A 26,761-nucleotide genomic window follows, 5' to 3' on the forward strand; every position below is an offset into this window, starting at 1 on the left:
ACAGATGCCGAAACGGCCCAACCGGGCAAACAAGCTCGGTTGGGCCGTTTCGGCATTGGTCATGAGCGTATGTGCCGCGATCGATGCGGCCGTGAATGACAGACGCCCACCTGCTGCTTAAAACCCGGCAGCAAGTGGGCGTCTTCTCAATCAGTGCGGATCAGACCGGCCCGCGTGGGCAAACCTGATCCCTGCAGAGCAGGGTGACCGTCGTCGAGTCAGGCGGCGGCCATCGGCGTGATCTCACGCAGCGAGGAGCCGGTGAACAGCACGAGGCGACCGGTCGCGTCCTCGATCGTGATCTCGCCGGGAGCCTGGTGGCTGATCCGGGGATCGATCATTCCTGCGTGTGCGAGTCCGCGCTGGACCCACTGTGGGAACTCAGACATGGTTCCCTCCTTTCTTCAGTTGTGAATAGCAGGCAACGACGCGCGCTATTCTTCAGGTTCTCAAGTCGGCGATTGGGTGATCGCCATGGGGATCTGCGATTCGAAGAGACACAGTGTCCGGAACATTCATCTGCAAAGTCGAACCACGATCGGGGCCTACGACTTCAAAAGCTAGTCGTCAGGAGCAACGCAACGATCGGTTCGATGAACGCGGACAACTTCGAACGCAAAGAACAATCATAGCGCGCCCATGCTCGGGTTGTCCACCCGAGTTCAGAGACCTCGAGTCAGGTTCGCTGAACTCTCGCCGAGGCGGCCCTGATTTCCCTTATCGTCGCCCCCGCATCCGCGCCCGGACTCGCAGCCAGAGCACCACGGTGATGATGAACAGCACGATCCCGCCGGCCAGGAGGCCGAGCGCAAGGGGATTGTCCAGAGCCACACCGACGGTCTGGGAAGTCATCGACTCCTCCGACTCCTCTGATTCCTCGGGTGCGGTCTCGCCACTCGAATCCGATTCGGCGCCACCGGCATCACTCGAGCTTCCCGTGGCGGTCGGGTCCGCCTCGGCGGTGGCCTGGACCCCTACGGGAACAGTCTGCAGCGATTTCGGGTCCTTCTGCGCGAAATCCCATTCGAGCAGGTCCGTGGCGACCTGTCGGGAGTTGTTGTCGATTCCGAGCATCGTCGCAACCACGCGGTGTCCATCGCGTTCGGCCACGGCCACGTACGAGCCCTTCGCAGCCCGGGTGAACCCGTTCTTCAGTCCGAGCCCGCCATCGACCTGGCCGACGATCTTCGTGTGATTCTGGATCTCGTAGCCCTTGAACTTCTCTTTCGTCTGCGGGTTCTTCCCGCCCGGGAACTTATAGGTCTCCGTCCCGATGACCTTCATCAGGTAGTCGTCCTCGCACACCGCCCACGCGAGCTTCATGAGGTCTTCAGCGCTCGTGTACTGGCCTTTCGCATCCAGACCGGAGGTGTTCTTCGCCTGCGTGTTCGACAGGCCCAGTTCCGCGGCCTTCTCGTTCATCAGCTTCACGGCCTTGTCCTGCCCACCGGCGGCTCGACCCAGAGCATTCGCCGCATCATTGGCACTCGACATCAGCATCGCGTGGAAGAGCAGATCGATGGAGTACTTGTTCGTCTGCATGAGACCGACCTTCGTCCCATCGACTTCCATGTCCTCGAACTCGGCGGTCACTTTCTTCTTCTTGTCATCGAACTCGTCGACGAGCGCCAGAGCTGTGAGCAGCTTGATCGTCGAGGCCGGAGCGTGCCGTTTCTCCACGTTCTTGGCCACGTGCAGCTCCCCGGAGTCGAGGTCGCCCACGAGCCACGACGTGCCTGTCGGCTTCGGCGCCTTCGCACCATCACCGAGGTCGTCGGGGCTGACATACGCCGGTGCTGTCGACTCTGCCGGCTGGGGCACCGCCTGCGCGGGTGCGGGGGAGTGGACGAGCTGGGCGGCGAGCACCAGCAGTGCGGCGACGATGCCGAGGACGCTCAGGGCCAGGGCGCGTGGTGAGGAAGCTGTCGAGCGGGTGAAGCGCATGCGCCCCAGTCTACTTTCGCCGCACTCGACGCGTCCTCAGGTTTCCCTCACCGGGACGAACCAGCACCGAGGCGGACCACCTGTCCCTGAGGCGGCACCTACCGTGGCGGCACTCACCGAGGCATCCCCAGCTGCAGAGGTGCCCTCCCATCGGCTCGAATGAGTTTTTGGCACAGATTCTTCCGGACTACTCAGGTTGCTCGCTGTGCACTTGAGAGAAATGTGTACCGAAACCCGGTCGGAATGCCGTCGAGGCGGCACCCCTCCCACCGAGGCGGCAGCTCCCGTGCAATCGGCACAGACGAAAGCGGCCCCGCACCATGTGGTGCGGGGCCGCTGCAGTCTGACTCAGGCTGACGCGATCAGAACGCGCGCTGGAGGATCGCCTGCTTCACCTCGGCGATGGCCTTGGTGATCTCGATGCCGCGAGGGCAGGCCTCGGTGCAGTTGAAGGTGGTGCGGCAGCGCCACACGCCTTCCTTGTCGTTGAGGACCTCGAGGCGCATGTCTCCGCCTTCGTCACGCGAATCGAAGATGAAACGGTGCGCGTTGACGATCGCGGCCGGACCGAAGTACTGGCCGTCGGTCCAGAACACGGGGCACGACGAGGTGCACGCAGCGCAGAGGATGCACTTCGTGGTGTCGTCGAAGGCCGCACGCTGTTCGGCCGACTGCAGACGCTCACGCGTGGGCTCGTGTCCCGAGGTGACGAGGAACGGCATGACCTCGCGGTACGACTGGAAGAAGGGCTCCATGTCGACGATCATGTCCTTCTCGAGCGGAAGGCCCTTGATCGCCTCGACGGTGATCGTCTTGGACGTGTCGAGGTCCTTGAGCAGCGTCTTGCAGGCCAGGCGGTTGCGGCCGTTGATGCGCATCGCATCGGAACCGCAGACGCCGTGGGCGCAGGACCGGCGGAAGGACAGCGAGCCGTCGATCTCCCACTTGATCTTGTGGAGAGCATCCAGCACACGGTCGGTGCCGTACATCGTGACGTTGTATTCCTCCCAGTGCGGCTCCGAGTCGACCTCGGGGTCGAAACGGGCGATCCGGAAGGTGCAGTCGAAGGACGGGATGGTTCCGCCTTCGCCTGACACATGCGTGGGCAGGTCGATCTTCGACGCTGGCTCTGGGGTGGTATCGGTGCTCATCAGTACTTACGCTCCATCGGCTGGTAACGGGTGACGATGACGGGCTTCGTCTCCAGACGCATGCCCTTGATGCCGTCGGTCTCCGCTTCGGGATCGAGGTAGGTCATCGTGTGGTGCATGAAGTTCTCGTCGTCACGATCCGGGAAGTCCTCGCGGAAGTGTCCTCCACGCGATTCCTTGCGGTGGATCGCAGCGACAGAGATGACCTCGGCGAGCTCGAGCAGGAAGCCGAGCTCGACGGCCTCGAGCAGATCGAGGTTGTAGCGCTTGCCGCGGTCCTGGATGCCGACGTTGTTGTAGCGTTCGCGCAGCTTCGCGATCTCGTCCAGAGCAGACCGGAGAGTCTCGTCGGTGCGGAACACCTGGACGTTGGCGTCCATGAGGTCCTGCAGGTCCTTGCGGATGGCGGCGATGCGTTCGGTGCCGTCCGAGGTGCGCATCTTCTCGAGCATCTCGACGACCTCGGTCTCCGGGTTCTCCGGCAGATCGACGACCTCGGCGGTCTTCGCGTATTCCGCGGCGGCGATGCCGGCGCGCTTGCCGAAGACGTTGATGTCGAGCAGCGAGTTCGTGCCCAGACGGTTCGAACCGTGCACGGACACGCAGGCGACCTCACCGGCTGCGTAGAGGCCGGGGATGACGTTGTCGTTGTCGGCGAGCACCTCGGCCTTGATGTTCGTCGGCACGCCGCCCATCGCGTAGTGCGCGGTCGGGAAGACGGGCACCGGCTCCGTGTAGGGCTCGACACCGAGGTAGGTGCGAGCGAACTCGGTGATGTCGGGCAGCTTCTCGTCGATATGCGAGGGCTCGAGGTGAGTGAGGTCGAGCAGGACGTAGTCCTTGTTCGGTCCGCAGCCGCGGCCTTCACGGACTTCGTTGGCCATCGAACGGGCCACGATGTCACGCGGGGCGAGGTCCTTGATCGTGGGGGCGTAGCGCTCCATGAAGCGCTCACCCTCGGAGTTGCGCAGGATTCCGCCCTCACCACGGGCCGCCTCGGACAGCAGGATGCCCAGGCCGGCGAGGCCTGTGGGGTGGAACTGGAAGAACTCCATGTCCTCCAGCGGAATGCCGCGGTTGTAGGTCACGGCCATGCCGTCACCGGTCAGGGTGTGGGCGTTCGAGGTGGTCTTGAAGACCTTGCCGACACCGCCGGTGGCGAAGACGACCGACTTGGCCTGGAAGACGTGGATCTCACCGGTGGCCAGTTCGTAGGACACGACGCCGGCAGGGCGCTTGACCCCGTCGACCTCGGTCATGACGAGGTCGAGGACGTAGAACTCGTTGTAGAACTCCACGCCGTGCTTGACGCACTGTTGGTACAGGGTCTGGAGGATCATATGACCGGTGCGGTCGGCGGCGTAGCAGGAGCGGCGCACGGCGGACTTGCCGTGGTCGCGGGTGTGTCCGCCGAAGCGACGCTGGTCGATCTTGCCCTCGGGGGTGCGGTTGAACGGCAGCCCCATCTTCTCGAGGTCGAGGACGGCGTCGATGGCTTCCTTGGCCATCACCTCGGCGGCGTCCTGGTCGACGAGGTAGTCACCGCCCTTGACGGTGTCGAAGGTGTGCCATTCCCAGTTGTCCTCTTCCACATTCGCCAGTGCGGCGCACATGCCGCCCTGGGCGGCGCCGGTGTGCGAGCGGGTGGGGTAGAGCTTGGTGAGAACGGCGGTGCGGGCACGCTGGCCCGACTCGATCGCCGCACGCATGCCGGCGCCGCCGGCACCGACGATGACGACGTCGTAATGATGTACCTGCATGTTTCTCCTTTAGGCCTTGCAGAACTCAGCCAGGACCGATGGGTCCGCTCCGGCCGGGCAGGGATCGAACGTGAAGATGACGAGCGTGCCGAGCACGATGACGATGACCGAGGCGATGTAGAGGATCACCTGCAGGGACATGCGTGTGCCGGGCTTCTCGGAGTAGTCCATGATGATGGTGCGCAGACCGTTGGTGCCGTGCAGCATCGCCAGCCACAGCATGAGCAGATCCCAGATCTGCCAGAACGGACTGGCCCACTTGCCTGCGACGAAGCCGAAGTCGATGGCCTGGACGCCGTCGCCGGCCCACAGATTCACGAACAGGTGGCCGAAGATGAGGATGACGAGGACGACGCCGGAGATGCGCATGAACAGCCATGCGAACATCTCGAACTTCGAACGCGTGGATTTGTGCCGGGAGTAGCCGGTCCGCGGGGCCGGAATCGATGTTGTGCTCATGTCAGCCTCCGAAGGTGTGCATCAGCTGGCGGGGAATGAAGGCGATCATGATGATGAGCCACACAACCATGACTCCCCAGAACAGCTTCTTCTGATTTTTCGGGCCACTCTTCGAGAAATCGACGAGAATGACGCGCAGACCGTTGAACGCATGGAATGCGATGGCGGCGACGAGCGCGATCTCACCGAATGCCATGACCGGTGTCTTATAGGTTCCGATCACTGCGTTGTAGGCCTCGGGCGAGACGCGGACGAGTGCAGTATCGAGCACGTGGACCAGAAGGAAGAAGAAGATTCCGACGCCTGTGACGCGATGCGCGACCCAGGACCACATTCCTTCGTTTCCTCGGTACAGAGTGCCCGTAGACGCTTTGGCCACGGAGCATCCTCCATCTTGAATATTCGGGTGTGTACGTCTAGAAACTACGCCGAAGACCGCTTCCGTGCCAGTTGGGACACGGCTGAGCGTCGCGGATCACACGACAACCCTGGCAATTCCCTCAAAACTGGGATTCACCGTCTCACGAATTTTCAATTACATCACAGCCGTATGCGCTAAATGATTATGTTCACGGCCTGACTTGGACGGCCCGGAACTCAGGCGAACCATCACCGAGGCGGCCCCGAGGTGGGGATCTCCCCACCGAAGACCTGAGGATCGGCCCGTCCGACACGGCGGGCAACCTCGGGGAAGGCATGCCCGAACTCTGAGACACTGAAATCGTGAACACGCACTTCCACGCCATCATCCCCGCCGGCGGATCCGGAACGCGCCTGTGGCCGCTGTCGCGTCGGGCGACGCCGAAGTTCCTCCACGATGTCCTCGGTCTCGGTCGCAGCCTCATCCAGGCCACCTGGGACAGGGTCGCGCCGATCGTCGGCGAAGACAGAGTCTGGGTGGTGACCGGTGAGAGCCACCTCGATCAGGTCGCCGCGCAGCTGCCGCATATCGCACGCGGCCAGATCATCACCGAACCTTCGCCGAAGGATTCCGCTGCCGCCATCGGACTGGCCGCCATGCTCATCGCCCGCGAGGACCCTGAGGCCATCGTCGGTTCGTTCTCTGCCGACCATTCGATCACGAACGTCGACGAATTCCGCCTCGTCATCGACCAGGCCGTCGCCGCCGCAGAGACCGGGGACATCGTCACGATCGGCATCATGCCCCGCAATCCCGCCACCGCCTACGGCTATATCGAGACCGGTGACCTGCTGGGACTCGACGGGGCGCCCACGGCCCGCAGGGCTCGGGCTTTCGCGGAGAAGCCGGAGGCGAGCACGGCTCGTCAGTATGTGAATTCCGGACGCTACCGCTGGAACGCCGGCATGTTCATCGCCAAGGCCTCCTCCCTGCTCGACATCCTCGCCGAGGAGGACCCCGCCCTGTACTCCGGACTCGCCCGGATCGCCCAGGCCTGGGACACCCCCGACCACGACGAGGTCCTCGGCGCCGTGTGGCCGGGACTGGAGAAGCGAGCCATCGACTATGTGGTGGCCGAACCAGCGGCCGCGGCCGGTCGCGTCATCGTCATCCCCGGCGACTTCGGCTGGGACGACGTCGGCGACTTCGATTCGGTGGCACGACTGCGCCAGCCGGTGCCCGGGGAGCCGCGCGGCGTGATCTCGATCGGCGGGAACACCGACCTGCTCGAGGTCGATGCCTCGGGAGTCGTGTTCTCCGAAGGGCCGCGGACCGTGGCGATCGTCGGACTCGAAGACCTCGTCGTCGTCGACACCGACGACGTACTGCTCATCACCTCCCGCTCGCACGCTCAGGACGTGAAGAAGGCCGTGTCCGTCGCCGGTGAGCGCGGACTCGACGAACTGCTCTGAACCGCGCGGACGCCTCGGGGAACGGGGGAGTCTGACCTGAAGGGCCCCTCTGGTCGCGGGGGCTCTGAGGCGACCGGCCGCCTCGGGGTGTGCGTGGACCGAAGCGGGAAGTATGTCGAAATTGGTCGCAATGGGCACATTTATGACATCGGGTGTCTAGCATTGCTTGAAATGTCCGACATCGCCCATCCCCGACCTCCCCGCTCTGAAGGACCCGACGTGATCAGCTCGACAATCGCTGAGATCGGTGCAGAACTCATCGATTTCCGCCGCGACATCCATGCCCATCCGGAACTGTCCTTCCAGGAGTTCGAAACCACCGACAAGATCGTCGCCCGCCTCGAGGCCGCCGGCCTGCAGCCTCGGCGCCTCGAAGGCACCGGAGTCGTCTGCGACGTCGGCGAGGGACCGGTGGCCGTGGGACTGCGGGCCGATATCGACGCCCTGCCCGTCGACGACCTCATCGATGAGCAATTCCGATCCACCGTTCCCGGCGTCGCTCATGCCTGCGGCCACGACGTCCACCTGACATCCCTCATCGGTGCAGGCATCGCCCTGCAGAAGATCCATGAATCACGGCCCGGCGGACTCGGCGGACGGGTGCGTCTGATCTTCCAGCCCGGTGAGGAGGTCACCCCCGGTGGTGCGCTGCGCGTGATCTCCCAAGGCGTCCTCGACGAGGTGCCCGAGGTCTACGCCGTCCACTGCGACCCGAACGTCGACATCGGCAAGGTCGGCTCACGCATCGGCGCCATCACCGCCGCCGGTGACACCGTCATCATCCGCCTGTCCGGTCACGGCGGGCACACCTCGCGTCCGCACCTGACCGAGGACCTCGTCTACGCCCTCGGCAAACTCGCCACGGACCTGCCCTCGACCCTCGGCCGTCTGATCGACCCGAGGCACGCGATCTCTCTGGTGTGGGGCGAGATCAGCGCCGGCCATGCCGCGAACGTCGTCCCCAGCGAGGGGATCCTGCGCGGGACCCTGCGCTGCCTCGACGTCGACGGCTGGAACCAGGTCGCCGAGGTGCTGCCCGAGCTCGTCGATCGCATCGCCGGTCCCTACGGAGTCGAGGTCGACCTCGAACATCGCCGAGGCGTCCCACCGGTGGTCAACACCGAAGACCAGGTCACCCTCATCGAATCCGCCGTCCGCGGGGAGCTCGGCGAGAACTCCGTCCAGCTGACCCCGCAGTCGATGGGCGGGGAGGACTTCGCCTGGTACCTCACCCACTGCCCGGGAGCGCTCATCCGCCTGGGCACCCGCACACCCGGCGGCATCACCTACGACATCCATCAAGGTGATCTGCTCATCGACGAACGTGCCGTGGAAATCGCCGCCCGCGTGTTCACGGCCACCGCGCTCAAGGTCCTCGACCGCAATCGCTGATTATCCGGCCGAGGCGCCGGGCCGATAATCTAGATGCCATGAGTCGCAGAGCCCGCAGCACCTCCATCGCCGCCTTCGCCGCGGTGAGCGCCCTGGTGCTGACCGGCTGCACCGTCACTGCTCCCGAAGCCTTCGAGGAGGAGAGGCTGGGCTGCCTCGTCTCGGCTCCGGCCGGCTTCGACGATCACTCCGCCGGTGCGCTGACCCTCGAGGAGACGGAACTGGCCCGCGGAGCCGGGGTCTTCTCCGGCACCTCGAGTCAACGCGTGTCGGGCGGGTCGACCACCTCGGCGGCATTGGATCGGATGCACAGACATGACTGTGCACTGACCACGGTCATCGGGCCCGGCGGAGCGGACGAACTCGCGGACTTCGCCGCGGCCCACCCCGACGATCTGTTCCTCGGGGTCTCCAGCGGCACCGACGACCTGCCGAAGAACGTGCTGAGCATGGATTTCGACCTCATCCCGCCGGCGTTCATCGCCGGCTACACCGCGGCCACGGCCTCGGAGACGGGAAAGGTCGGCGTCGTCGTCTCGCACGGATTCCCGCAGTCCGCACGCATTGCGGACGCCTTCGACGCCGGCGTCGATCTGTACAACAAGGAGAAGGACGAGGACCAGCCGACAGCGGAGTCGTACCGTCCCTCGGGCGGGTCCGCCTCGGCGACCGGCTCGCCCCGGGCGATCGACGATACCCGCGGGGCGGGGGAGGAGTACTTCGAGCGGTCCTTCGACGACGACGTCGACGTGCTCGTCCCCTTCGGTTCGGCCGCCGCGATGGGTGTGGTCACCTCGGCGGATGAGAAACGCATTGACCTGACTACGGCCACCGAGGATCCCGAAGGCGGCGAGGAGAGGCCGAGCCTGCCGAAGATCGTCTGGTACGGAACCGCGGGCGGATTCTCCAAGACGATCGTGGCCACCGTGGAGCCGAACGTCCGCCGCGGACTGCGCACGATGTTCCCCGATTGGCCGCAGAGCAAGAACCCCGATGAGGTGGCACCCGCGCCGAAGACCGGGCCCGAGGAGATCGGCGGCTTCCGCGTCGCCGACCGCCACTACCGGGGCACCCTCGACAACGGCGGGGTGCGCATCGTCGCCGAGGACGGATTCCTCTCCCGTGTCTCCGACGCCGGGCGCGGAATCACGGACCTGCGGGAGCGGATCAAGAGCGGGGAGATCGACCCGGAGAAAGGATGAGGGGCTCACGCGTCATCGGATAAGCTGAGACGGTGATGAATGTACCCGCCGGCGTCGCATCGGACGACCCCATCCTGCAGCTGCCCAAAGTCTCCCTCCACGATCACCTCGACGGCGGTCTGCGCCCGTCGACGATGATCGAACTGGCCGACTCGATCGGCCACACCCTGCCCGCCGCCGATGCCGAATCGCTGCGCCGGTGGTTCTCTGAGTCCGCGAACTCCGGTGACCTGGTCCGCTACCTCGAGACGTTCTCGCACACCGTCGCGGTCATGCAGAGCGAGGACAACCTGCGCCGCGTGGCCAAGGAATGGGTACTCGACCAAGTGGCCGACGGAGTGTTCTACGCCGAAGCCCGGTGGGCACCCGAACAGCACCTCGAAGGCGGACTCGAACTCGACGCCGTCGTCGAAGCCGTCCAGGACGGTCTTGAGGCCGGTGTCTCCGAAGCCGCATCCGACGGCAAGTACATCCGCGTCGGTCAGCTCATCACGGCCATGCGTCAGGCCGACAACTCGCTGGCGATCGCCGAACTGGCAATCCGCCACCGCGAGAAGGGAGCGGATTCCGGTGTCGTCGGCTTCGACATCGCCGGGCCCGAGAACGGCTTCCCGCCGTCGTCGCACCTCTCCGCCTTCAACGCCCTGCACCAGGCGTATGTGCCGGTGACGATCCATGCCGGCGAGGCTGCCGGCAAGGAATCCATCCACGAGGCGGTCACCATCTGCCATGCCCAGCGTCTGGGCCATGGTGCTCGCATCGTCGAGGACATGGACATCGTCGACGGTCAGGGTCAGCTCGGCAGCCTCGCCGCTTGGGTCCTCGACCAGCAGATCCCGCTCGAACTGTGCCCGAGCTCCAACCTGCAGACCGACATCGGCGGCACCATCGCCAGCCACCCGATCACCGGTCTGAAGGATCTGGGCTTCGCGGTCACCATCAACCCGGACAACCGGCTCATGTCCGGCACATCCGTGTCACGTGAGATGCGTCTGCTCGTCGACGAGGCGGGCTGGAACCAGACCGACCTCGAATGGGCGACGGTCAATGCCGTGACCGCTGCCTTCCTGCCGCTGGACGTGCGTGAGCGCATGCTCGATGAGATCCTCATCCCCGGATTCGCCCGGGTGAACATTTGACTTCACGCGATGACCGGGCCGCTGCGCCCAGTCCTTCACCGGAGCCTGAGGGGCACGGCGTTCCGACCCCGCGGGCGATGCTGCTGCCCGTGATCGTCCTCGGCATTCAGGCGCTGGCCCTGATCGGGGCGGCGGTGTCGTTCGTCATCACGGCGATCACCGCGGGTCCGCTGGCGACGTCGCTGATCGGTCTGGCCGTGATGTTCCTCATCTTCGCGGCCGGAGTCGGCGCCGCGGCCAGAGGCGCTTGGCGTCTGCACCGGTGGGCGCGACCGGCGGCGATCGCCTTCGAGCTGCTCGTCATCGTCTTCGCCTTCAGCGTCATCGCCGGCTCCCTGTGGCTGGGGCTGGCCTGCCTGGTCACCGCCATCGCCGTGATCATGGGCTTCTTCCTGCCCGCCGTCGTCGACGCCTACAACCGCGCTCTGACCGACTGACCTGCCTTGAGCGGGGATCAGCTGGGGCCCCACGCCGCTGCGAGAACGCGTCAACTGTGCGAAGAATGCCGAAAACCAGCGTCTCAGCGACATTCTTCCAACACTTAACTCGTGACAGCGGCGCTCGGCCATCAGCATCAGGCCGGCGGCGGCGACCATCTCTGGACGCTCGCGGCCTGAGCGGCGATGAGTCTCGATGGAACTGCGGAGAAGACGGCATTGCGCAGACCTGCCAGCAGCGGCGATTCGAGTTGGAACACCTGTCCCATGAGGCGTGACTTCAGTGCGATCGACTGGGTCCGCGGCCGACGCAGCGCATCATAGCGCTGCAGCGCCGCTTCGAACTCTGGATCCGCGCCGCGTACCCGAGGCACATCAGGCTCCGGGCCGGCGACGAGTTCGGCAGCGAATTCGGCAGCGTTTCCGGCCCGGCGGCCCGCGAGCAGCGGGGCGAGCAGGACAGTGAGCGTCGCTGCGTCCTCGAGGGCCTGCCCTCCGCCCTGACCGAGGTTCGGCGTCATCGCATGCGCGGCATCGCCGAGCAGCACGACGCGGCCACGATGGAATCGGGCCAACCGGCGGGAGAGGTCGGAGATCGCGGTGCGGCGGACCTCCTCGGCGGGGGTGGCGGCGATGAGGTCGGCGATGGGGCAGTGCCATCCGGTGAACATCTGCTCGACGGTGGATTTCTCGTCGGCGAAGACAGCGCGCTGCGGCATGTTGGCCACACCGAACCAGTAGACGCGGCCGTCGGCCAGCGGGGCGATGCCGAAGCGGCGTCCGTGCCCGACCGATTCTCCGGCTTCACCGGACAGATCCACCGGCACCGAGGTGATGCCCCGCCACGCGGAGTACCCGGAGTACCGCGGTGCCACCGGCTCTCCGTCGACGACGGTGCGGGTCCGGCTGTGCAGTCCGTCAGCGCCGACGATGAGGTCGAAGCTCTCCTCTGTCGTCGGCGTCGGATCGGAGTCTGTTGTGGGCGTCGGTGCGGGGAGCTTGTCGGCGCCAGCGGTGGCAGGGTCCGCGTTCGACTCCATCGTGCTCGAACTGCCAGCGGACCTGGCCGTGACGGTCAACGTCCCGTCGGTGCCGGTCACGGTCGCCTCGGAGCCGGTGCGCACCGTTCCCGGGGCCAGGGCGCCGAGGAGGATGCGGTGGAGGTCGGCACGGTCGACGATGCGCAGTGCACCGACCGAATCGTTGGGCACCTGAGCGATCCAGGCTCCGTCGGCGCGGCGCTGACCTGCGGCGAAACCCTCGACACTGGCGTCGGTCACGGCATCGAACGCCGCGCGCAGACCCAGAGTCTCCAGTGCTGCGAGTCCATTGGCGAAGATCGACAGACCCGAACCTCCGGCTCTGACCTCGGGAGCGCGTTCGAACACGGTCACGTCGGCGCCGGCTCTCTGCAGACCCACGGCCGCCGAGAGTCCGCCGATTCCAGCTCCGACGACGGCGATCTTCACAGTGTCATCGTCGCACGCAGGGCGTCGGCTGGCGAGAGACCGCGGAGGAGGAGCGGAACGGAGGGACTACTGGAGGAACTCCCCACAGGCTTCGGTGAGGAAGTCGCCGGCGACTCCGCCCTCTTCGCCGAGGCTGATGGCGGTCTTCTGAATGCCCCACCACACGCGCGGCGAACCGCCCCACTGCTGCCGGAACTCCTCGCGACGGCCGGGATCCTCGGCGAGGTCGTCGGCGGCCAAGCCGATGCGGTTCTGAGCGTCATCGGCGGTGCAGCGCTTCTCGTCGTCCGGGCCCTTCGGGTCGAGCTCTGGGATGTCTTCGTCGTCGACGGTCTTGAGCGTGTACGCGGAGTTGCCGATCTCCTCGACGTCGAAGGTGCCGTGGATGAGCAGGAACGGGGAGGCGCCGTCATCGACGTTCTCCGCATCGACGGTGACGCTGACGCTGTCGGGGCTGTCGGCGGTCACGGTCGTCTCGCCGGAGTCGGGGACTTCGGGGTTGCCGGTGTGCACGTAGACCTTGAGGTAGGCCTCGGTCTTCTTCTCGGCCGCCTCGGCGAGACCCTGCCACAGCGGATCGGTGTCCTTCGCACCGCCGGGGGAGGAGTCGACGATGGACACCTTCGGCGCATCGTCAGGAGTCTCGATCGGGGTGACCTCCTCCTTGCTCACCGAGGGGCGGGGCTGCGGTCGGGTCTCCTCGGGCGTCGACACGCAGGCCGATGTCGTGGCCAGCATCGCGGCGGCGGACAGCAGGGCAAGGGGGCGAAGTCGCATGGTTCCTCGAGGTGTCGTCAGGGGCCGAGTGGTTGCGCTTCCAGCCTAATGCGCGCGACCGCCCTCACCCGGGCGGACGCGCGGTGAAGCGACGAAAGCGATGGGAGGCGTGGGGACAGCCTGCGATGCCTGTTTGCGCCTTGACTCCGATTCCCTCCGACGCCTCAGCCGCGGCGGGCTGCGGCGATGAGTTCGCGCAGGCTCTGCCGCTGGGCACCTGAGGCATCGAAGTTCGCCTCGTCGAGCCAGACTTGGTAGGCCGACCGAAGCATCGGCCATTCGCCGTCGATGATCGAGAACCACGCAGTGTCGCGGTTGCGGCCCTTGTACACGAGGTGCTGTCGGAACACTCCTTCGAAAGTGAACCCGAAGCGTTCGGCCGCCGCCTTCGACGGGGCATTGGCGTCATCGCATTTCCACTCGAACCGACGGAAGCCGGAGGCGAAGGCGAGATCGGCGCAGAGGAACAGCGCTTCGGTGGCTGCCCGGGTGCGTCTGAGCGCCGGCCCCCAGAGGATGTGCCCGATCTCCATGACCCCGTTGGCGGCATCGATGCGCATGAGTGCCTGCCGGCCCTCGGCTCGCCCTGTGGATCGGTCGACGACGGCGAAGAAGAGGGGATCGGAACTGGCGGCAGCCTCGGCGATCCAAGCATCGAACTCGCTGCGTTCGGTCTGCGGGGACTGCGGCAGGTAGCGGAAGCGCTCCTCGATCCCGACCGGCTCCGACACCGCAGTGAAGAGATCATCGCCGTGCGCGTCGGGATCGACGGGTTCGAGATCGACGCAGCGACCGTGGATGGGTGCTCGCCGAGGCGGCTGTGCGCCCGTGAAGTTCGTGAGATCGTCGTTCATCGCTGAGTCCTCGTCGTCGGGGGTCATGGTGGGGCGGGCAACCGGAATTCGGTGGTGGGGCGGGCGGGTTTCGGTTCAGTCCTCGCTGCCGTCGAAGCCGGTGGACAGCTCACGCAGGAGTGTGGCGAGTTTGCGGCTGCCGGCGGGGGTGAGGCCGCTGAGGATCTCCCGCTCCTTCACGAGCAGATCCGCCAGAGCGGAGTCGACGGTGGCGCGGCCGCTGTCGGTGAGGTGGACGAGCACCCCGCGTCGATCTCCGGGATCGGGGCGGCGCTCGACCCATCCGCGAGCGACCAGCCGGTCGATGCGATTGGTCATCGTGCCGCTGGTGACCAGGGTCTCCTGGAGCAGGGTCGAGGGGGACAGCTGATAGGGCTCACCGGCTCGGCGGAGTGCGGAGAGCACGTCGAAGGCCCACCCCTCGATGCCGTAATCGGAGAAGCTCGACTTCCGTGCCAGGTCCAACTGCCTGGCCAGACGCGAGACGCGGGAGAGGATCTCCATCGGGGAGACGTCGAGATCCGGGCGCTCACGTCGCCAGGCTGCGACTATTCGATCCACTTCGTCCATGAATCGATTTTACGTCCATATCAAGAATCTTGACGACAGAGATACTTTTTGACGAGAGATTCCTTACGCTCAGGGTCCATTTAACCTGCAGGTTTGGATGGACGGGTGCGTTTGGGAATATGGTTGTTCTTGGTTGTTGCATCCGTCAACGAACCTGCAGGGGCCAACCACCCGGCAGCAGAAACGAAGGAAAACACGTGGATCTTTTCGAGTATCAAGCACGTGACCTGTTCGAGAAGCACGGAGTGCCCGTGCTCAAGGCCCAGGTCGCGACGACGCCAGAAGCAGCGAAGAAGGCAGCCGAAGATCTTGGCGGCGGAGTCGTCGTCGTCAAGTCTCAGGTCAAGATCGGCGGCCGTGGAAAGGCCGGCGGCGTCAAGGTCGCCAAGAACCCCGATGAAGCCGAGGCGCGCGCCAAGGACATCCTGGGTCTCGACATCAAGGGACACATCACCGAAAAGGTGATGATCGCCGAAGGCGCCGACATTGCTGAGGAGTACTACTTCTCCGTCCTCCTCGACCGGTCCAACCGCACCTATCTGGCCATGTGCTCGAAGGAAGGCGGCATGGAGATCGAGCAGCTGGCGGTGGAACGCCCCGAAGCGCTCGCCAAGATCCCTGTCTCCGCCATCGACGGAATCAACGATGCCAAGGCAGCTGAAATCGCCGAGGCGGCCGGCTTCGATGCGGACACCGCCGCGAAGATCGCCCCCGTGCTGACCAGCCTGTGGACCGTCTTCGAACAGGAAGACGCCACCCTCGTCGAGGTCAACCCGCTGGTCAAGACCGGTGCCGGCGACATCATCGCGCTCGACGGCAAGGTATCCCTCGACGACAATGCCGACTTCCGCCACAAGGAGCACGAGGAGCTGCGCGACATCAGCGCAGAGAACCCGCTGGAGCTCAAGGCCAAGAAGCTCGACCTCAACTACGTCAAGCTCGACGGTGAAGTCGGAATCATCGGCAACGGCGCAGGACTGGTCATGTCGACCCTCGACGTCGTCGCCTACGCAGGTGAGAACCACAACGGCGTCAAGCCCGCGAACTTCCTCGACATCGGAGGCGGCGCCTCGGCCGAGGTCATGGCCAACGGTCTCGACGTCATCCTCGGCGATGACCAGGTGAAGTCTGTGTTCGTCAACGTCTTCGGCGGAATCACCGCCTGTGACGCTGTGGCCGACGGCATCGTCAAGGCCCTCGAGATCCTCGGTGATCAGGCCACCAAGCCGCTCGTCGTCCGCCTCGACGGCAACAACGTGGAAGAGGGGCGCGCCATCCTCAAGAAGGCCGCGCACCCCCTCGTCACGCTCACTGACACGATGGACGGTGGAGCCGACAAGGCCGCCGAACTGGCTGCGGCCAAGTAAGGAAAGGTCTTTACAACAATGTCTATCTTTCTGAATTCCGATTCGAAGATCATCGTCCAGGGCATCACCGGCGGAGAGGGTTCGAAGCACACCGCCCGCATGCTCGCCGCCGGATCGAACGTCGTCGGCGGTGTCAACGCCCGCAAGGCCGGCACCACCGTCAAGCACAACGACAAGGACGGCAACGAGGTCGAGCTGCCGGTCTTCGGCTCCGTGGCCGAAGCGATGGAAGCCACCGGTGCCGACGTGTCCGTGGCCTTCGTGCCGCCGGCATTCTCCAAGGACGCTGCGATCGAGGCCATCGACGCGAAGATCGGCCTGCTCGTCATCATCACCGAGGGCATCCCGGTGCAGGACTCGGCGGAGGTCTGGGCTCGTGCGCAGGCCGCCGGAAACGCCACCCGCATCATCGGACCCAACTGCCCGGGCGTCATCTCGCCCGAGGCCTCGCTGGCCGGCATCATCCCGGCCAACATCACGAAGAAGGGCAAGCTGGGCCTCGTCTCGAAGTCCGGCACCCTGACCTACCAGATGATGTACGAGCTTCGTGACCTCGGCTTCTCGACCGCCATCGGCATCGGCGGAGACCCGGTCATCGGCACCACGCACATCGATGCTCTCGAGGCCTTCGAAGCCGACCCGGAGACCGAAGCCATCGTCATGATCGGCGAGATCGGCGGAGACGCCGAAGAGCGTGCCGCCGCCTACATCAAGGACAACGTGTCGAAGCCGGTCGTCGGCTACGTCGCAGGCTTCACCGCTCCCGAGGGCAAGACCATGGGCCACGCCGGCGCCATCGTCTCCGGCTCCTCGGGAACCGCTCAGGCCAAGAAGGAAGCCCTCGAGGCTGCAGGCGTCAAGGTCGGCAAGACCCCGACCGAGACCGCCGAACTCATGCGCGAACTCCTCGCCTGAGGATTTCGCTGAAGCACCATCTCTGCTGAGGGCGGACCCGCCTCGGCGCACAATAACTCGCTCAAAGTGCAAGCGTGCAGCATCAATGCTCTGCGCCTGCACTTTGAGCGAGTTCGTGTCTGCAGAAGAGTGCGACGCCGGCGACGCAAGCGCGGACCGCACTGCACACGTCGCGGAGCACGTACTAGTCTGAGAATGTGAACTCCCAGACACCTGACCAGAGCGCGCAGTCGACGAACCCCGCGGACATCCTCCCCGACATCGGCACCGCCGCCCCGCCCGTCGACACCAGCGCCGCCGCGCATCCGCGCAACTTCGGCTCCGATAACTGGGCCGGCGTCCACCCCGAGGTCATCACCGCCATCGCCGAGGCCAACGTCGGCCACACTCCCGGCTACGGAGGCGACCCGTGGACGGCCCGGTTCCACGACATCATGGTCCACCATTTCGGCCCCGATGCCCAGGCGTTCCCCGTCTTCAACGGCACCGGCGCGAACGTGCTCGCCCTGCAGTCGGCGCTGCCGCGGTGGGCCGCGGTGATCACGGCCGCCTCGGCGCATATCAACTACGACGAGACCGGCGCCCCGGAGAAGGTCGGCGGGCTGAAGATCATCGGCGCCGCTACAGAGAACGGCAAACTCACCCCCGAGACCATCAAGTCCGCGATCATCGGCCGCGGTCACGAGCACAACGCGCAGCCGTTGGCCGTGAGCATCTCCCAGTCCACCGAATGGGGCACGACTTATACCCCCGACGAGATCGCCGCGATCACGGCCACCGCCCACGACCTCGACATGATCGTCCACATCGACGGGTCCCGACTCGGCAACGCCGCGGCCCACCTCGGCGTCGGCCTCGGCGACATCACCACCGCGGTCGGTGTCGACATCGTCAGCCTGGGTGGGACGAAGAACGGCCTCCTCGGCGCCGAGGCGGTCGTCGTCCTGGGCACCGACATCGGCCACGGAATGCGCTTCCTGCGCAAGATGAACCTGCAGCTGGCCTCGAAGATGCGCTTCCTCTCCGCCCAGCTGAACGCGCTCTATGAAGGTGATCTGTGGCGGAACTCGGCCGCTCGGTCGAACGAGATGGCCCAGTATCTCGCTGACAAGCTCGCCGAGGCGGCCGCGCAGGGCCGTGTACCCGGCGTCGAGATCGTCCAGAAGGTCGAGTCGAACGTCGTGTTCGTCCGCATGCCCGCCGAGGTGGCCGCCCGTGCCCGGCAGACGTTCGCGTTCGCGGACTGGCCCTTGGAGAAGGACATCGTCCGTCTCATGTGCGCCTTCGACACGACGAACGACGACGTCGACGCCCTCGTCTCAGCCATCGCCGGGGACTGAGGGCGTTCGGCGGTTATCTCTTCTTCCGCCGGTCGACCTTGACGGAGACGACAGGGACCTCGGAATCGAGGATGATGCGCTGGGCCGTCGAGCCCATGATGAGCTTGCCGACAGGGGAGCGGCGACGCGAACCGATGACGATCATGCGAGTGTCCTCGGTCGCCTCGGCCAGCGCCAGGAGCTCTTCGACGGGATCATTGCCGCGAAGGAACTGAAGGATCTCGTGGGAGACCTCGGAACTCTGCAGAGTCTCTTTGAGCTCTTCGATGTCTTTGCTGGTGGCCACACCGCGTTCGTCGGGAGTCTCACCGATTCCGGCATTGAGCACGACGAGGACGTCGTCGAATGCGCGGGCCTGCTCGATGCCGAATTCGACAGCGGCCTTGCCTTCGGGCGAGGGGGAATAACCGACGAGAATTGTCATGATCTCTCCTGGTGCGACATTGGACGAAGCTCCCTCAATTTGTAGCACATTCAGCCTGGTCGCCCGGGCGGCCGTTCACTCTGCGGGGAGGGAATCGGGCAGCTTCGGCTGAGAGCTTGCTCACCCGAACGGTGAGAGGCCCATCACCATCGAGCGTTTCTGAGCTGAATCCGCGCGGAATAGGGCATCCGAACGCGGATCTCGATTACTGACCGAAGCGTCGGTCACTCTCTTGCGGCAGTAAGGTGACCTGGGCGCTTTGAGCGTCGCGTACGAGTGAGAGAGAAGAAGCATTGACAGATCAGAACACGAATCTCGGCCAGGCGGAAGCCGGTGGGTACCAGGCGCAGAAGAAGTCGGAATGGCAGACGGTCAAGGCCATCATGGCCGCATCGTCGGGCAACCTCGTCGAATGGTTCGACTTCTACATCTACGCCTTCTTCAGCGTCTACTTCGCTGACCAGTTCTTCGTCGCCGACAACCAGGCTCTGTCCCTGATGCAGGCCGCCGGAGTCTTCTTCGTCGGCTTCCTCATGCGCCCCATCGGCGGCTACATCTTCGGCCGCGCCGCCGACCGTCTCGGGCGCAAGAACTCGATGCTCATCTCCATTCTGCTCATGTGCGCCGGATCACTGATGATGGCGCTGCTGCCCACGAGCGCCACCGTAGGCTCCTGGGCCGCGGTCCTGCTGCTCATCGTGCGGATGATCCAGGGTCTGGCCGTCGGCGGCGAATACGGCGCGACCGCCACCTACATGTCCGAGGTCGCCACCGAAGGCAAGCGCGGATTCTATTCTTCCTTCCAGTACGTCACCCTCATCGGCGGTCAGCTGCTGGCCAGCCTTCTTGCCGTCGTCATGACCCACACTCTGGGCACCGACCAGATCGAGGCCGGATGGTGGCGACTGCCCTTCGTCATCGGTGCCGCCGCCGCAATCGTCTCCCTGTGGCTGCGTCGCGGACTCGAAGAGACCACCTCGGCGGACACCCGCAAGAACGAGAACTCCGGCAGCTTCCGCGAAGTGCTGCGCCACCCGCGCGCCTTCTTCGTCGTCCTCGGCATCACCAGCGTCGGATCACTCGTCTTCTACGTCTTCACCACGTACATGCAGAAGTTCCTTCTGCTGCAGAACGAAGGCACCCCGGGCGAGGCCGTGTTCAACAAGGGCTCGATCGCCGACCTCATGACCATCTGCCTGCTCATCTTCGTCTGCATGCAGCCCATCGCCGGCAAGATCTCGGACAAGATCGGCCGCAAGAACAACATGCTCATCTTCGTCATCGGCATGATCGCGCTGCCCATCCCGCTGCTGGGCATGATCGGCAAGGCCGATTCCATCCTCACCGCCGGCATCCTCATCGTCATCGCCATGGCGTTCATCAGCATGTACACCTCGATCTCCGGAATCGTGAAGGCCGAGATGTTCCCCGCCCACATCCGCGGAATCGGCGTCGGCTTCACCTACGCGATCGGCAACTCGCTGTTCGGCGGATCCGCCGAATACGTCGCCCTGTGGTTCCGCAACGCCGGAATCGGCACCTGGTTCGCCGTCTACGTCGTCGTCATCGCGGTCGTCGGCTTCGTGGCCGTGGCGTTCATGCACGACAACCGCAAGCACTCGACGATCGACAACGCCGATTCCTCGGCATACAAGCGCATCGGCAGCTGATTCGCAGGCAGCCGATCCCCTCACCGAGGCGGCCCACCCCGACCGCGAATGACGAGTGCCCCAGAACACTGAGTTCTGGGGCACTCGTCATCTGACCCGAACGCAATGTTGGAATGGGTGGAAATGTGTTGGAATGTGATTGACGATACGTGAGTAGCGTCCTAAGATCGATCAAACCAACAGATAGTCACGTGGTTGCCCGTCCGTATCGACGAGAGGCCGCGCGAAAGAAAGGGCCGGACGTGTTCGCTGAGGAACGGCAACGACGCATCGCCGCACTGGTCAGCGAGGCGGGCCGGGTCAATGTCACCGATCTGGCCGCCGATTTCGACATCACCACGGAAACCGTCCGACGTGACCTCGCCGCACTTGAGAAGGTCGGAGCCCTCCAACGCGTGCACGGGGGTGCCGTACCGTGCCGTGCGCACAGCCTCGAAGAGCCGACCTTCGACGATCGGGAGATCCACAATCTCGACGAGAAGACGGCGATCGCGCGGTCCGCGCTGAGCCTGTTGGAGGAGACGATGAGCATCTCCGTGGACGGCGGCACGACCTGCGCGGCCCTCGCCCGCGCGATCGCAGACGAAGCCCACGGCCGCCTCGTCGCCGGACAGGCCCCGCGACAGCTGCGGGTGATCACGAACTCCCTGTCAGCCATCGACAGCCTGGCCGGTGCGCCCGGCGTCGAGATCTTCGTCCTCCCCGGCCGGTTCCGCCCGGTCACCCGGGCCGTGGTCGGACCGCAGACGATCACGGCCGTCGAAGGCCACCGAGTCGATCTTGCGGTGCTCGGCACCAATGGACTCAGCGCCGACGGAGTCTCCACGCCCGACCACGACGAGGCGGCGACGAAGTCAGCGTTCGTGCACTCCGGACGCAGAGTCGCCGTGCTCGCCGACTCCGCGAAGTTCGATGCCGTGTCCTTGGTGCGATTCGCCGAACTCGACCAGATCGATGTCCTCATCACCGACGACGCGCCGGAAGAGCCGTTGGCAGCCCATTTGGAGACCGCGGAAGTCGAGGTCGTCACTCCATGATCCTCACCCTCACAGCTAACCCGAGTCTCGACCGGACCATCGAACTGTCCGGGCCGGTCCTCCGCGGTCAGGTGCAGCGAGCCGTCTGGGCCGGGCAGCAGCCCGGCGGCAAAGGAGTCAACGTCTCGCGAGCTGTGGCAGCCGCCGACCGTGACACCCTTGCGGTCCTGCCCGGAGACATCGACGACCCGGTGCTCACCGGACTCGACGCGATCGGACTGGCTCATCGCTCCGTTCCCACCGGCACACCGCTGCGATCCAATATCACCGTCACCGAACCCGACGGTACGACGACGAAGATCAACGAACCAGGCTCACCTCTGAGCCCGCAGACTCAGAACGCACTGATCGACCTCGTGGCCGAGCAGGCAGCCGATGCTAGCTGGGTCGTCCTGGCCGGTTCGCTGCCTCCAGGAGTCGACGATGACTTCTACGCCCACGTGATCGAGCGCATCCGGCAGCTTCCCGTGCCGCCGCTGATCGCCGTCGATACGTCCGGGGTTCCTCTGGCCGCGGCGGTGATGGCCTCACCGGATCTCATCAAGCCGAACGCCGAAGAACTCGCCGAGCTCCTCAACGCCGCAGGACTCCTGCACGCCGCCGGACTCAGGGACGACACCACCGATCTGCACACGATCGCCGACCGGCTGGAATCCTCACCGCAGCTCACGGCTCGCGCTACATCGACCCTGCTCACAGCAAGCGGTCCCCGCCCACGGACGATCCTTGCGACCCTGGGTGCCGGAGGGGCAGTTCTCGCTCAACCCGAGACTGCGTGGCACGCCGCGCATCCGCCGATGGACGTCGTGAGCACCGTGGGTGCCGGCGACTCCACTCTGGCCGGCTACCTGCTGGGGCTGACCGCCGGTCGTCAACCCGGGGAAGCACTGGCTCAGGCCGTTGCCTACGGAGCCGCGGCTGCCCGGCTGCGCGGCACCGGAGTGCCCGGCCCGGACGATGCCCGGACCGACGCCGTGAGAGTGACACCACTGACGGCACCCGCAACATCTGCGGCCACGCCCACCGACGACTCTTCCTACCGACATCATCACGAGGGCACAGTCCCCGAAGCCGAGGAGGCACGATGACATCGCTCATCACAACAGAACTGGTGATCCTCGACGCGGATCAGGGGACGGAGTCGTCCGCTGTCATCCGCGCCCTGGCCGCCACGATCGCTGAACAGGGCCGCGCGAACTCAGCCGACGGGCTGGCGGCCGCGGCGATCGCCCGCGAAGAGAAGACCCCGACGGGCGTTCCCGGAGGCATCGCCATCCCGCACGCCCGGACCGAGGCGGTCACCGAACCCAGCCTGGCGATGGCCCGGCTGAATCCTCCGGTCGACTTCGGTGCCAAGGACGGCCCCGCCGACCTCGTGTTCATGATCGCCGCCCCCGACGGCGCCGGGAAGGACCACCTCAAGCTGCTGTCGAAGCTCGCCCGATCGCTGGTGAAGAAGGACTTCGTCGCCTCCCTGCGCGCGGCCGCAACCGAACAGGAAGTCGTCGACCTCGTCGAAACCGCCCTCGGCCTGCGCGAAACGCCCGAAGAGCCGACCACCAGCGAGGCGGACCCCACCACCGAGGCGGCCCCCACCTCCGCCGGGCCCCGTGAGTCTGCGGAGCGCCCCCGCCGCGTCGTCGCCGTCACGGCCTGCCCGACGGGAATCGCGCACACCTATATGGCAGCCGACGCCCTCGTCCAGGCCGGGTCCGACCTGGGCATCGACGTCGTCACCGAGACCCAAGGCTCGAGCGGTACGACACCGATCGACCAGTCCGTCATCGCCGCTGCCGATGCCGTTGTCTTCGCCGTCGACGTCGACGTCCGCGACAAGGCCCGGTTCGCCGGCAAGCCCTATGTGCAGGTGCCGGTCAAGGCCGGAATCGATGATCCGCAGGGACTCATCCGCAAGGCCCTCGCCGAGGCGGACGCTCCGAACGGACGCAGGCTCGCGGCCGCTCACGCCGCCGACGAGGGGGAGGACACGTCGTCCTCAGCAGGCTCACGAGAGAGCGTCGGTGCCCACCTGAAACGCGTGCTGCTGACCGGTGTCAGCTATATGATCCCCTTCGTCGCCGCCGGCGGTCTGCTCATGGCGCTGGGCTTCCTCCTCGGCGGGTTCGACATCCCCGACTATGCCGAGGACATCGTCCTGGGCAACTCCCTGTGGAACCTGCCCACCGAATACGGTGACCTGGCACTGGGACCGGTCGGTGCCTACCTCGGGGCCGTGGCCTTCCAGATCGGCAACCTGTCGATGAGCTTCCTCGTCGCCGCCCTGGCCGGGTACATCGCCTTCGGAATCGCCGACCGCCCCGGAATCGCGCCCGGCTTCACCGTCGGCGCCGTGGCCGTGCTCATGGGTGCCGGTTTCATCGGCGGCATCATCGGCGGACTCCTCGCCGGCTATATCGCCCACTGGATCGGTTCCTTCGCCGCACCGAGGTGGCTGCGCGGGCTGATGCCGGTCGTGATCATTCCGCTGGTGGCCTCCCTCGTCTCCTCGGGTCTGATGTTCATGGTCCTCGGCGGACCGATCAGCGCCCTGACGGAGGGCCTCGACAGCTGGCTGAGCTCGATGACGGGGACCGCGGCCGTCGTCCTCGGGCTCATCCTCGGCGCCATGATGGCCGTCGACCTGGGCGGACCCGTCAACAAGGTCGCGTATTCGTTCGCCGTGGCCGGTCTCGCCGCAGGCTCCGTCGAGAACCCCGTGCCGTGGGAGATCATGGCCACGGTCATGGCCGCCGGAATGGTCCCGCCCCTGGCCATGGCGTTGGCCACCGCACTGCGTCCCCGCATCTTCTCCCAGGCGGAGAAGGAGAACGGGAAGGCCGCATGGCTGCTCGGGGCCGCATTCATCTCCGAGGGCGCGATTCCCTTCGCCGCCTCCGACCCGCTGCGCGTGATCCCCGCGTCGGTCGTCGGCGCCGGCGTCACGGGCGGCATGACGATGGCCTTCTCCGTCACCAGCCAGGCTCCGCACGGCGGAGTGTTCGTCTTCTTCGCCATCGACTCGTTCCTGCTGTTCCTGCTCTCCGTCGTCGTCGGCACGATCATCAGCGCCCTGCTGGTGCTGGCGCTGAAGATCTTCGTCCGCAAGGGCGGAGCGGCAGGCCTCGCCGAGGCGACCGATCCGTCCGCAGCGACGACGACCGCATCCGCATCGACCGGTTCGACCACCGGACCCGGTTCGGCCGACGAGGCGAAGACGGCCGAACCGGTATCGTCGAGCGCTGACGCCTCGCGAGTCTGAACAACTTCGCAGGCAAGAGAGGAAGGAATGGGGATGTCCGCAGAGTTCTCAGGCATCGGAGTCGTACCCGGACGGGTCATCGCCCCGGCGCTGTGCATGCCCGACCCCGTGTCCGCACCCGTGGCGGGGCCGGCCCCGGCCGACACAGAGGCGGAGGCGACCAGGATCCGTGAGGCCTCGGCCGCCGTGCACGCCGAACTGCGTGAGCGGGCCGAAACCGTCACCGGAGACGCCCGCGACGTGCTCAGGGCCACCGCCCTCATGGCCAAGGACCCGGCCCTGGTGAAGACGGCGATCAAGCGCCTGTCCGAGACCGACGCGGAGACCGCGATCTGGACGGTTGCCGCGGAGACAGCGACCCAGTTGGAGAAGCTGGGCGGCTATATGGCCGAACGCGCAGCCGATGTCCTCGACGTGCGTGCCCGCCTCGTCGCCCATCTGCGCGGAGTATCGGCACCCGGCATCCCGCACTCGGCCGACCCCTTCGTGCTCATCGCCACCGATCTCGCTCCTGCCGACACCGCGACCCTGGATCCCAAGTCTGTGATCGGCCTCGTCTGCGAGGAGGGCGGGCCGCAGAGTCATACGGCCATCCTCGCCCGGTCCTTGGGCATTCCCGCCGTGGTCGCAGCCACCAGGGTCCGCGACATCCCCGATCACACGTCTGTCTTCGTCGACGGCGGCGCCGGCATCCTGCGCACCGACCCCGGTGCGACAGAGACCGAGCTCGTCGAGGCGTGGACAAAGACCGCCGGTCGGCTGCGGTCCTTCACCGGACCCTGTCTGCTGGGGGACGGCACACGGATCCCGCTGCGCGCGAATGTCGGAGACGGCGCTCAGGCACGGGCGGCGGCCGCCGCAGGTGCCGAAGGCGTCGGACTGCTGCGCACGGAGTTCTGCTTCCTCGATCGCGACACCGAGCCCAGCGTCGACGAGCAGGCAAAGGCCTATGGGCAGGTGTTCGCGGCCTTCGACGACCACAAGGTCGTCGTGCGCACCCTCGATGCCGGGGCCGACAAGCCTCTGCCGTTCCTCACCGACGCCGACGAACCGAACCCGGCCCTGGGCGTGCGAGGCTTCCGGACCAGCCGGAAGGCCCAGGGCGTCCTCGTTCGTCAGCTCGAGGCGATCGCCATGGCAGCGGCGAAGCATGCGGTCACCGTCCGTGTCATGGCTCCGATGATCGCCACGGCAGACGAAGCCAGGCGGTTCTCGGAGCTCGTCCACGCGGCCGGTCTGCCGGTGGCCGGCGTCATGGTCGAGGTCCCCTCCGCGGCGCTGCAGGCGGGACCGATCCTCGACGAAGTCGAGTTCGCCTCCATCGGCACGAATGACCTGACCCAGTACGTCATGGCCTCCGACCGCATGCTCGGCGGCCTGGCCGAACTCAGCGACTCGTGGCAGCCGGCAGTTCTGCAGCTCATCGGCATGGCCGCCGCCCAGGGTGCTGCGGCCGAGAAGTCGGTGGGTGTCTGCGGAGAGGCCGCTGCCGATCCGGCGTTGGCGGTCGTGCTCGTCGGGCTCGGAGCCACCAGCCTGTCCATGGCGCCGCGGGCGCTGCCGGCTGTCGCAGAATTGCTGGCCGGTGTCACCATGGACCAAGCACAGCAGATCGCCCGTCGTGCACTCGCCGCACGCAGTCCGGCAGAAGCGAAGGCCGCGGTCCGGGCAGAGCTGCCGCTCCTCGACGAGCTCGGTCTGTGAGGCCGGCCGTCGGGGAATGAACCCGAGACACACTCAGCACCACCACAGACACCACCCA

General features: G+C 66.0%; 24 protein-coding genes. 13 read left to right on the forward strand and 11 right to left on the reverse strand.

Annotation, left to right across the window (positions count from 1 at the left end; translation table 11 throughout):
- Positions 1 to 218: 218 nt before the first annotated feature.
- The 6 genes from FHG09_RS19840 to sdhC form a co-directional block, all read right to left on the reverse strand.
- Complete coding sequence (locus FHG09_RS19840; RefSeq protein ID WP_166823217.1) at positions 219 to 389, reverse strand: hypothetical protein; 171 nt, start codon at positions 387 to 389, stop codon at positions 219 to 221.
- Positions 390 to 717: 328 nt separating this feature from the next.
- A complete protein-coding gene (locus FHG09_RS12880; protein WP_152348081.1) occupies positions 718 to 1,944 on the reverse strand; it encodes a D-alanyl-D-alanine carboxypeptidase family protein in 1,227 nt (408 codons plus the stop codon).
- 362 nt (positions 1,945 to 2,306) lie between these two features.
- Positions 2,307 to 3,095 carry a succinate dehydrogenase iron-sulfur subunit gene (locus tag FHG09_RS12885; RefSeq protein ID WP_039209761.1) on the reverse strand — a complete coding sequence of 263 codons (789 nt, stop codon included), beginning with the start codon at positions 3,093 to 3,095 and terminating at the stop codon, positions 2,307 to 2,309.
- Complete coding sequence (gene sdhA, locus FHG09_RS12890) at positions 3,095 to 4,855, reverse strand: succinate dehydrogenase flavoprotein subunit (protein ID WP_152348082.1); 1,761 nt, start codon at positions 4,853 to 4,855, stop codon at positions 3,095 to 3,097. Before sdhA ends, FHG09_RS12885 begins: the two co-directional genes overlap by 1 nt.
- A gap of 9 nt (positions 4,856 to 4,864) precedes the next feature.
- Positions 4,865 to 5,314, reverse strand: coding sequence for a succinate dehydrogenase hydrophobic membrane anchor subunit (locus tag FHG09_RS12895; protein WP_025778711.1), 450 nt, complete (start codon positions 5,312 to 5,314; stop codon positions 4,865 to 4,867).
- A 1-nt stretch (position 5,315) separates the two neighbouring features.
- A complete protein-coding gene (gene sdhC / locus FHG09_RS12900; protein ID WP_081770431.1) occupies positions 5,316 to 5,693 on the reverse strand; it encodes a succinate dehydrogenase, cytochrome b556 subunit in 378 nt (125 codons plus the stop codon).
- 344 nt (positions 5,694 to 6,037) lie between these two features.
- On the opposite strand from sdhC, the gene FHG09_RS12905 reads away from it, so the two are divergent.
- From FHG09_RS12905 to FHG09_RS12925, 5 genes are all read left to right on the forward strand, one after another.
- Positions 6,038 to 7,147 carry a mannose-1-phosphate guanylyltransferase gene (locus tag FHG09_RS12905; RefSeq protein WP_152348083.1) on the forward strand — a complete coding sequence of 370 codons (1,110 nt, stop codon included), beginning with the start codon at positions 6,038 to 6,040 and terminating at the stop codon, positions 7,145 to 7,147.
- 219 nt (positions 7,148 to 7,366) lie between these two features.
- The gene (locus FHG09_RS12910; RefSeq protein ID WP_152348084.1) at positions 7,367 to 8,539 is read left to right on the forward strand and encodes an amidohydrolase; all 1,173 of its coding nucleotides are present in this window, start codon (positions 7,367 to 7,369) and stop codon (positions 8,537 to 8,539) included.
- A 38-nt stretch (positions 8,540 to 8,577) separates the two neighbouring features.
- Complete coding sequence (locus FHG09_RS12915) at positions 8,578 to 9,741, forward strand: BMP family ABC transporter substrate-binding protein (RefSeq protein ID WP_152348085.1); 1,164 nt, start codon at positions 8,578 to 8,580, stop codon at positions 9,739 to 9,741.
- A gap of 35 nt (positions 9,742 to 9,776) precedes the next feature.
- Complete coding sequence (locus FHG09_RS12920) at positions 9,777 to 10,880, forward strand: adenosine deaminase (protein WP_152348353.1); 1,104 nt, start codon at positions 9,777 to 9,779, stop codon at positions 10,878 to 10,880.
- Positions 10,877 to 11,317, forward strand: coding sequence for a hypothetical protein (locus tag FHG09_RS12925; RefSeq protein ID WP_227492749.1), 441 nt, complete (start codon positions 10,877 to 10,879; stop codon positions 11,315 to 11,317). Before FHG09_RS12920 ends, FHG09_RS12925 begins: the two co-directional genes overlap by 4 nt.
- 137 nt (positions 11,318 to 11,454) lie before the next feature.
- Here FHG09_RS12925 and FHG09_RS12930 read toward each other — a convergent pair whose 3' ends face one another.
- The 4 genes from FHG09_RS12930 to FHG09_RS12945 form a co-directional block, all read right to left on the reverse strand.
- Positions 11,455 to 12,786: an FAD-dependent oxidoreductase gene (locus tag FHG09_RS12930; RefSeq protein WP_152348086.1), complete on the reverse strand. Its 1,332-nt coding sequence runs from the start codon at positions 12,784 to 12,786 to the stop codon at positions 11,455 to 11,457.
- Positions 12,787 to 12,852: 66 nt separating this feature from the next.
- Positions 12,853 to 13,563: a hypothetical protein gene (locus tag FHG09_RS12935; RefSeq protein ID WP_152348087.1), complete on the reverse strand. Its 711-nt coding sequence runs from the start codon at positions 13,561 to 13,563 to the stop codon at positions 12,853 to 12,855.
- Positions 13,564 to 13,727: 164 nt separating this feature from the next.
- Positions 13,728 to 14,417 (reverse strand): GNAT family N-acetyltransferase, encoded by a 690-nt coding sequence (locus tag FHG09_RS12940; RefSeq protein WP_152348088.1) that lies wholly within the window; start codon positions 14,415 to 14,417, stop codon positions 13,728 to 13,730.
- Between the two features lie 75 nt (positions 14,418 to 14,492).
- Entirely contained in the window at positions 14,493 to 14,987 is a 495-nt protein-coding gene (locus tag FHG09_RS12945) for a MarR family winged helix-turn-helix transcriptional regulator (RefSeq protein ID WP_152348089.1), read from the reverse strand.
- 197 nt (positions 14,988 to 15,184) lie between these two features.
- Here FHG09_RS12945 and sucC point away from each other — a divergent pair, with 197 nt between their 5' ends.
- From sucC to FHG09_RS12960, 3 genes are all read left to right on the forward strand, one after another.
- The gene (gene sucC, locus FHG09_RS12950) at positions 15,185 to 16,354 is read left to right on the forward strand and encodes an ADP-forming succinate--CoA ligase subunit beta (RefSeq protein WP_152348090.1); all 1,170 of its coding nucleotides are present in this window, start codon (positions 15,185 to 15,187) and stop codon (positions 16,352 to 16,354) included.
- A gap of 18 nt (positions 16,355 to 16,372) precedes the next feature.
- On the forward strand, positions 16,373 to 17,269 hold the full coding sequence (gene sucD, locus FHG09_RS12955; RefSeq protein WP_152348091.1) for a succinate--CoA ligase subunit alpha: 897 nt from the start codon (positions 16,373 to 16,375) through the stop codon (positions 17,267 to 17,269).
- A 260-nt stretch (positions 17,270 to 17,529) separates the two neighbouring features.
- Positions 17,530 to 18,609: a threonine aldolase family protein gene (locus tag FHG09_RS12960; RefSeq protein WP_193627393.1), complete on the forward strand. Its 1,080-nt coding sequence runs from the start codon at positions 17,530 to 17,532 to the stop codon at positions 18,607 to 18,609.
- A gap of 13 nt (positions 18,610 to 18,622) precedes the next feature.
- On the opposite strand, the gene FHG09_RS12965 is transcribed toward FHG09_RS12960, so the two are convergent.
- Positions 18,623 to 19,033, reverse strand: a complete 411-nt coding sequence (locus tag FHG09_RS12965) for a universal stress protein (protein ID WP_152348093.1) — start codon at positions 19,031 to 19,033, stop codon at positions 18,623 to 18,625.
- A gap of 293 nt (positions 19,034 to 19,326) precedes the next feature.
- On the opposite strand from FHG09_RS12965, the gene FHG09_RS12970 reads away from it, so the two are divergent.
- The 5 genes from FHG09_RS12970 to ptsP all read left to right on the forward strand — a co-directional run bounded on the left by FHG09_RS12970 (position 19,327) and on the right by ptsP (position 26,703).
- Entirely contained in the window at positions 19,327 to 20,703 is a 1,377-nt protein-coding gene (locus FHG09_RS12970; RefSeq protein ID WP_227492750.1) for an MFS transporter, read from the forward strand.
- A 242-nt stretch (positions 20,704 to 20,945) separates the two neighbouring features.
- Positions 20,946 to 21,740, forward strand: a complete 795-nt coding sequence (locus FHG09_RS12975; RefSeq protein ID WP_152348094.1) for a DeoR/GlpR family DNA-binding transcription regulator — start codon at positions 20,946 to 20,948, stop codon at positions 21,738 to 21,740.
- Entirely contained in the window at positions 21,737 to 22,828 is a 1,092-nt protein-coding gene (locus tag FHG09_RS12980) for a 1-phosphofructokinase family hexose kinase (RefSeq protein ID WP_152348095.1), read from the forward strand. The genes FHG09_RS12975 and FHG09_RS12980 overlap by 4 nt, the downstream gene beginning before the upstream one ends.
- Positions 22,825 to 24,999 (forward strand): fructose-specific PTS transporter subunit EIIC, encoded by a 2,175-nt coding sequence (locus FHG09_RS12985; RefSeq protein ID WP_152348096.1) that lies wholly within the window; start codon positions 22,825 to 22,827, stop codon positions 24,997 to 24,999. Before FHG09_RS12980 ends, FHG09_RS12985 begins: the two co-directional genes overlap by 4 nt.
- Positions 25,000 to 25,032: 33 nt before the next feature.
- A complete protein-coding gene (gene ptsP, locus FHG09_RS12990) occupies positions 25,033 to 26,703 on the forward strand; it encodes a phosphoenolpyruvate--protein phosphotransferase (RefSeq protein ID WP_152348097.1) in 1,671 nt (556 codons plus the stop codon).
- Positions 26,704 to 26,761: the final 58 nt, after the last annotated feature.

It is taken from the genome of Brevibacterium sp. CFH 10365 (assembly GCF_009299785.1).
GTDB classification, from domain to species: domain Bacteria; phylum Actinomycetota; class Actinomycetes; order Actinomycetales; family Brevibacteriaceae; genus Brevibacterium; species Brevibacterium limosum.